Raw genomic sequence first — 5,585 nt, forward strand, 5'->3', positions numbered from 1 at the left:
TGATCGCTGCCGTCAGAGACGTCTTGCCGTGGTCAACGTGGCCGATCGTGCCGATGTTAACGTGCGGCTTATTGCGCTCAAACTTACTCTTTGCCATTTGAATGCTTCCTGTGAACGTAAATGGTGACCCCGGCGAACCGGTTTAGTGCCGCCGTTTAAGGCTTTCGTCGCATTTGCGCAAGACTTAATTGCAGGCCCTATTCTTGGCGAAGTGTAGCCGATGGCGGACAATACGCGCCGTTGGCATTGATTCGCGCCGAAGGTTTCGCCGGCCGATCCGGAAAGACGTAAAAGCATTTGCCGGTTCAGACGGTTACATAGGCACGCCGAGGAAATATTCCAGGTGTCCGAACAGCCGCCCGGGCCGAATCCGTCTGTGGATTGCCGAGCAACGAAAGACGCCCTCCCCGATGCGGAGAGGGCGCAATGATCAGCAGCCTTCGAAAGGAGACAGCCTCCCGATAGATGCACCACAATCAATCAAGCAGCTCTGCCGGCACTTTGCCGCCATTCTCTGAGAGCTTCTTCATCAGAGCCTTGTGCAGGAACATGTTCATCTTCGCGGAATCCCCGACGTCGCCGGCATAGCCCAACTCCTGTGCAAGCTCCTTGCGTTCGGCGAGGCTCGCATCCATGCCAAGCGCCTTCATGAGATCGACAATCGAATGTTTCCAGTCGAGCTTCTGGCCACTCTTCTTAACGGCTGGCATCCAGAATCCATGCGACATCCACCGGTGTGATTTCGGCCGGTGCGGCCCGCACACCCGTGGTTGGTGCCGATCCCATAGCAGAAGGTGCCTCTACGGGCGTGGCTGTTTGAGTAGACGCGGGCGCGTGATTTCCGCCGCCTTTGCCTCGCCCCAGATGGCGCTTTTGATTTTGGCAAAAATTCCCATTGGGTAGTCCCCCGTTTAGGTTGGCCGGCACTATCGTCCGTTCCTGTTCAGCAAGATCTCACGCTAGAGATGTAAACAAGAAGACCCGGTCACGGTATTGCGGGGTGGAGACAACCGTGTTCCCGCAGTTTGCGATGGTAGTTTCACGAATAATGCGAGCGGTCGGCATTCGATCCGCAGCGCGGCTTCTGCGTTCGTCGCGTCGTTTCAGGAGATTTCGTGCACGGGCAGCGGTCAACAAATATTTAAACCATAGCGGAGATTTTACCCGACATCTCAATTGCTGGTCGCATTACTCCGCCCCATATAACTCCGCGGGAGGAGATGGCATGAGCAATCATGCAGAGCAAACCCATACCCGCAGCCGTGTTCCTGGTTCTGGCAGGCCTGCTTTCAAGCTGCGTTGTCGAAAGCAGCCCAAGCGGCTACAACGGGTACAGCAGCGGTTACTATAGCGGCGGCTATTATGGCGGCACGGTGATCTATGGCGGCAGCAACCGATACCGATCACGATATTCCGGCGACCGCTATCGCTATGACCACCGCAGCTTCCACGGCCATGGACGATCTCAGCATTCGATACATCATCGCCCGGAAAATCGCCATTATGGCCGGCGGGGCAGCCATCACCACCGGTCAGTTCCGCGTCGCGCCGAAGGGAACAGGTAGCAACGCGGGCGAATGCGTAGCGGTGCCGCACCGAAAAGCGCGAACGACGCGCCATCGGGCAAGAGAAATAACGAATTCATTGAAATACTTGGAGCGGGTAGCGGGAATCGAACCCGCGTATTCAGCTTGGAAGGCTGCTGCTCTACCATTGAGCTATACCCGCGGGTGGTCAAGATCCGGCACGGAATGGTGGAGGGAGTTGGATTTGAACCAACGTAGGCTGAGCCAACGGATTTACAGTCCGTCCCCTTTAACCACTCGGGCATCCCTCCAGTTTTCCGACTGGATCCTGAGACCAAGCTTGCTAGACCCGACGTCGCCGCCGCGATCTGCGCCGCGTATATGACCGCACCGTTTCCGTCTGTCAACATGAGGTTCAGCCAAAAATGACGAAAAAATTTCAACTTGCTGGAAAAGTCCCCCGGCGAAAGAGGACTATGCGCTCGACGGCGCTCCGGCTATAAAGCCGCATGAGCAAAGACAGAACATCCGGCCGTTCGGGCCTTGAAAACACCGCTGGCGACAAGTCAGCCAAGGATACGCATTATGCCGCCTTACGGCGCGCGCATCGCGACGCCAAGCGTGAACGTGGCGAGATTCCGACGCCGCAACCACAGAAGCGCAAACGACCGGGCGCGGACGGCTGGAAGCCGCCGGCGCTGGCTCCCGACCAGGTCTATCTTTATGGCCTGCATACGGTTCGCGCAGCCCTTGCCAATCCCGAGCGGAAGAACATCAAGTTATCAGCGACGCAAAACGCGCTCGTGCGGCTTGAGATCGGACCGGTCGAGGATCTCGGCATTCCCGTCGAAATCGTCTCGCCACAGGATATCGACAAGGTGCTTGGTCCCGAGGCGATCCACCAAGGCGTCATGCTGGAGACGCGTCCGCTACCTGTCCGTCGCCTGGAGGCATTGAAGGACAGCCCGCTGCTGCTGGTGCTCGATCAGGTGACCGATCCGCACAATGTCGGCGCCATCATGCGCTCGGCCGTGGCCTTCGACGCCGGCGCAGTCATCACCACCCAGCGACACAGCCCAACCGAATCGGGCGTGCTGGCGAAATCCGCTTCCGGCGCGCTGGAACTCATACCCTACATACAGATCACCAATCTCGCCGATGCGCTCGGCGAGCTTCATCGTCTCGGCTTCGTCACCATCGGCCTTGATTCGGAAGGTCCGGCGCCGCTCGAAGGTACGTTTTCAGGCCAGAAAGTCGCCCTCGTTCTCGGCTCCGAGGGCAAGGGGCTGCGCCAGAAAACGCGCGAAACGGTGAACGCGCTGGCGCGGCTCGACATGCCCGGCGCCATCAAGTCGCTCAATGTCTCGAACGCGGCCGCTATCGCCCTTTATGCAGCGCGGTCTTATCTGAAAATGTAGCGGCGCTGGGGCTGCCGCAGCAGATTTGGGGGAATTTGCCTTGATCCGTACCTTTAGCCTCGCGGCCGCTTCCGCCGCCTTCATTCTTGCCACCGGCCAACCGGCGGGCGCCGTCGATGACGAACTTATCAAGGCGCAAGCCGGATCATGGCTCTTGGCGCCCGAAAACGGCGCCAAGGGTTGCCGCATCACCTTCGAAACCACACCGGCGGCCGGCGGCTACGCCATCACCGGCGCGGACGCCTGCGCCTCCACCCTGCCGGCGCTTGCCAAGGCGGCTGCTTGGAATTTCGGCGAAGATGGCACGCTAGCTCTGACCGACGCGACACAGAAAGTGGTGGCTCGTTTCCAGCAAGAAGAAGAAGGTTCGCCCTGGGAAATCGAAGAGGGCGACCCGATGTGGCTGTTGCCGGCGCTTGGCGATGTCGACCATGTCCCAACCATCGCAAGTGTTGCCGGCACTTGGGAGATCCAACAGCCCGGCGGCAAAGCCATCTGCGGCGTCACGCTCTCCAGCGATACCGATACGGATGGGACACCCAAGATGTCACCGGGCAGCGACTGCCCCACCGACATCGGCGATCTTAAGCTTTCCCTCTGGGTCATGGAGGGTTTCGGCCTGGTGATGATGGGCACGGACGGCTCTTCGCTGTCTTTCGACATGCGGCCGGATGGCAGCTTCCAGAAAACCGAGGAGGAAGAGGGACGGCCCTTAGTCCTGGTCCGCAAGCAGGGCGGTTAACGTTTGTCGCCCAAAAGTGCGCAGCGGTTTTGCGATAACGACATGCGCAAAATCAGGAACCCAAAGAGCAAGGAGCGAATCCCCGGGATCGCGGCGCGCCTTAGGGAACAGATATTTTGCCCGTGGGTTGACGCCCGAGAAATGTGACTATGTTAGCTTGTCACATACCGGAAAAGCAGGGCACAGGGCGAATGATCCTATCGAATATCCGCAAACTCATCGTCCACGAACTGAGTAGCGTGGAAGGATATATCAATCCGCCGGATGCCCTTGTTTATCTCTCTATTTTGGAACATCTGCGAGAACATGCGTTGGGCGGCGGAATTGCTGAAATCGGCGTCTATTTCGGCCGTTCTTACTTTCTCCTGAAAAAGATCGCCTCCCCCGAAGATCGCGTGCTCGGCATCGATCTCTTCGATATCGGAAAGATGTCGGATGGCATTTCCGAGCAGTACCAATCATTTCTCGAGCGTGGCGACCGGCTGGGCCTGCCGGTCAACGAGGACTTGCTGGTCGTGGGAGATAGCTCCGATCTGTGTCCGACAGATATATTGAGCAGGGTCGGCGAAGTGCGCTTCTTCCGTGTCGACGGCGGGCACACGCTGCCGAATCTCGTGGCCGACAGCCGGCTGGCGAAGGAGACGACCGCCGATCATGGTGTCATCGTCTTCGACGATACTTTCAATCCCGCCTGGCCGGAAGTCACCGTCGGCGTCGCCGATTTTCTTCGCGACAACGACGAGGCCTTCTCGGCCTTCTGCATGACCAAATATAAGACCTATCTCTGCCGGCGCGAATTTCATGATTTCTATCGAGCAGCAATCCAGCAAGCGCCGCATCTCAGAGTTTTTGACCAGACGGAAACGCAATTTCTAGGCTCCGACGCCATCCGCCTGCACAATCCTTTTGGCCGGGCATTCTCTATGAATTCATGACCCGCTCAGGCATGAGCGCCATTTCGGAGTGCGCATACCGTTGACATTAGAAAGCCGTTCAGCGAACGGCGATCGGCTGAAGATGCCAGGCCGATTGCTGCCACGGCGAGATCTCCGTAACCGGGCATCCCTCCTGCAGCTTTGACCAGGAGGTAACGTTGAGGTTCATTTGGCATCGCGCGAGATAGCTTTTGCCGTCCACGGTCATGCACGCGACCGCACCGATCGGGTGCAGCGTTCCATCCTTGCTTTTGCAGTAGCAATTCTGCCCAGCCATCGCCGGTGCGCTCGCGACCGCAACAAACGACAATCCCACGACAATGGCCCCCAATGCCTCACGCATGGACGCACCCTCGCCCTCCGTTGATGGGAGAAAGTGTATGCCTATTTTAGATGTTGTAAATGTAGATATTTCCGGTGGTTTCCACCCGAAATTGTGGCTGGTCATCCCTGAGGTCAGTCAGGCCTCCACCGGCGCCAATGCCCTCACAACTATCCCAAAGGCGCCGGCGCAGCTTAATGAATCGCCGGATCCGAATCGTCAAAGAAGATCCTGATACCATCGCGCGCGATCGTCGCCAGGAACTCGTCGAAGGCCTCGCGGTCCGTCGCGAAGAGCTCTTCCCATTCGATGAGATCCTCCTCGGGCGTAATGACCTCCATGCGCCAATCTTGTTGGCTGCCTGCCGGACGGAAGATATCGACGAGCACCGTCACGCCGTCCTCGGTAAATTCACCGGAGAGCTCGGAATGTTCAAGTTTGGGTTTCTTGGGCTTAACGGTCATGTCTTCCTACGCGCAGCAACGACGGGAATCGCATGTTAGCGTTCGTCCTAACGATTTCAAAGGGGAGCGCCGTTTCAATCCAGGGCTATCGCATTTGAGCGATGACAGTTCTTGCGAATTCGTCGGACCATCCGGATCGTTTTCGTTTGCGTCGAATGGAGATATTCGGCCTTGCGAT

6 protein-coding genes, 2 tRNA genes and 2 pseudogenes are annotated in these 5,585 nt (G+C 58.0%); 4 read left to right on the forward strand and 6 right to left on the reverse strand.

Features of this window, described 5'->3' with window-relative positions; genetic code table 11:
* Both PY650_RS35940 and PY650_RS35945 read right to left on the reverse strand, forming a co-directional pair.
* Positions 1-97, reverse strand: a 97-nt coding sequence (locus tag PY650_RS35940) for a GTP-binding protein (protein ID WP_133624442.1), incomplete at its 3' end; no start/stop codon positions are given.
* Positions 98-476: 379 nt separating this feature from the next.
* Positions 477-896 (reverse strand): annotated as a pseudogene (locus PY650_RS35945) (DUF3597 domain-containing protein).
* Positions 897-1,235: 339 nt separating this feature from the next.
* On the opposite strand from PY650_RS35945, the gene PY650_RS35950 reads away from it, so the two are divergent.
* Complete coding sequence (locus PY650_RS35950; RefSeq protein ID WP_285884831.1) at positions 1,236-1,565, forward strand: hypothetical protein; 330 nt, start codon at positions 1,236-1,238, stop codon at positions 1,563-1,565.
* Positions 1,566-1,654: 89 nt separating this feature from the next.
* On the opposite strand, the gene PY650_RS35955 is transcribed toward PY650_RS35950, so the two are convergent.
* Positions 1,655-1,728 (reverse strand) — tRNA-Gly (locus PY650_RS35955).
* Between the two features lie 24 nt (positions 1,729-1,752).
* Positions 1,753-1,837, reverse strand: a tRNA-Tyr gene (locus PY650_RS35960).
* 198 nt (positions 1,838-2,035) lie between these two features.
* On the opposite strand from PY650_RS35960, the gene rlmB reads away from it, so the two are divergent.
* The 3 genes and pseudogenes from rlmB to PY650_RS35975 all read left to right on the forward strand — a co-directional run bounded on the left by rlmB (position 2,036) and on the right by PY650_RS35975 (position 4,665).
* Positions 2,036-2,944: a 23S rRNA (guanosine(2251)-2'-O)-methyltransferase RlmB gene (gene rlmB / locus PY650_RS35965; RefSeq protein ID WP_285884833.1), complete on the forward strand. Its 909-nt coding sequence runs from the start codon at positions 2,036-2,038 to the stop codon at positions 2,942-2,944.
* 40 nt (positions 2,945-2,984) lie between these two features.
* On the forward strand, positions 2,985-3,686 hold the full coding sequence (locus tag PY650_RS35970; protein WP_285884835.1) for an AprI/Inh family metalloprotease inhibitor: 702 nt from the start codon (positions 2,985-2,987) through the stop codon (positions 3,684-3,686).
* Between the two features lie 191 nt (positions 3,687-3,877).
* A pseudogene (locus PY650_RS35975) lies at positions 3,878-4,665 on the forward strand (class I SAM-dependent methyltransferase).
* Positions 4,666-4,679: 14 nt separating this feature from the next.
* Here the strand turns inward: PY650_RS35975 and PY650_RS35980 are convergent.
* Positions 4,680-4,964 (reverse strand): hypothetical protein, encoded by a 285-nt coding sequence (locus PY650_RS35980; protein ID WP_285884837.1) that lies wholly within the window; start codon positions 4,962-4,964, stop codon positions 4,680-4,682.
* Between the two features lie 173 nt (positions 4,965-5,137).
* The gene (locus PY650_RS35985) at positions 5,138-5,407 is read right to left on the reverse strand and encodes a hypothetical protein (protein ID WP_285884839.1); all 270 of its coding nucleotides are present in this window, start codon (positions 5,405-5,407) and stop codon (positions 5,138-5,140) included.
* Positions 5,408-5,585 lie beyond the last annotated feature (178 nt).

This window comes from Martinezella calliandrae (assembly GCF_030272695.1).
GTDB classification, from domain to species: Bacteria; Pseudomonadota; Alphaproteobacteria; order Rhizobiales; family Rhizobiaceae; genus Rhizobium; species Rhizobium calliandrae.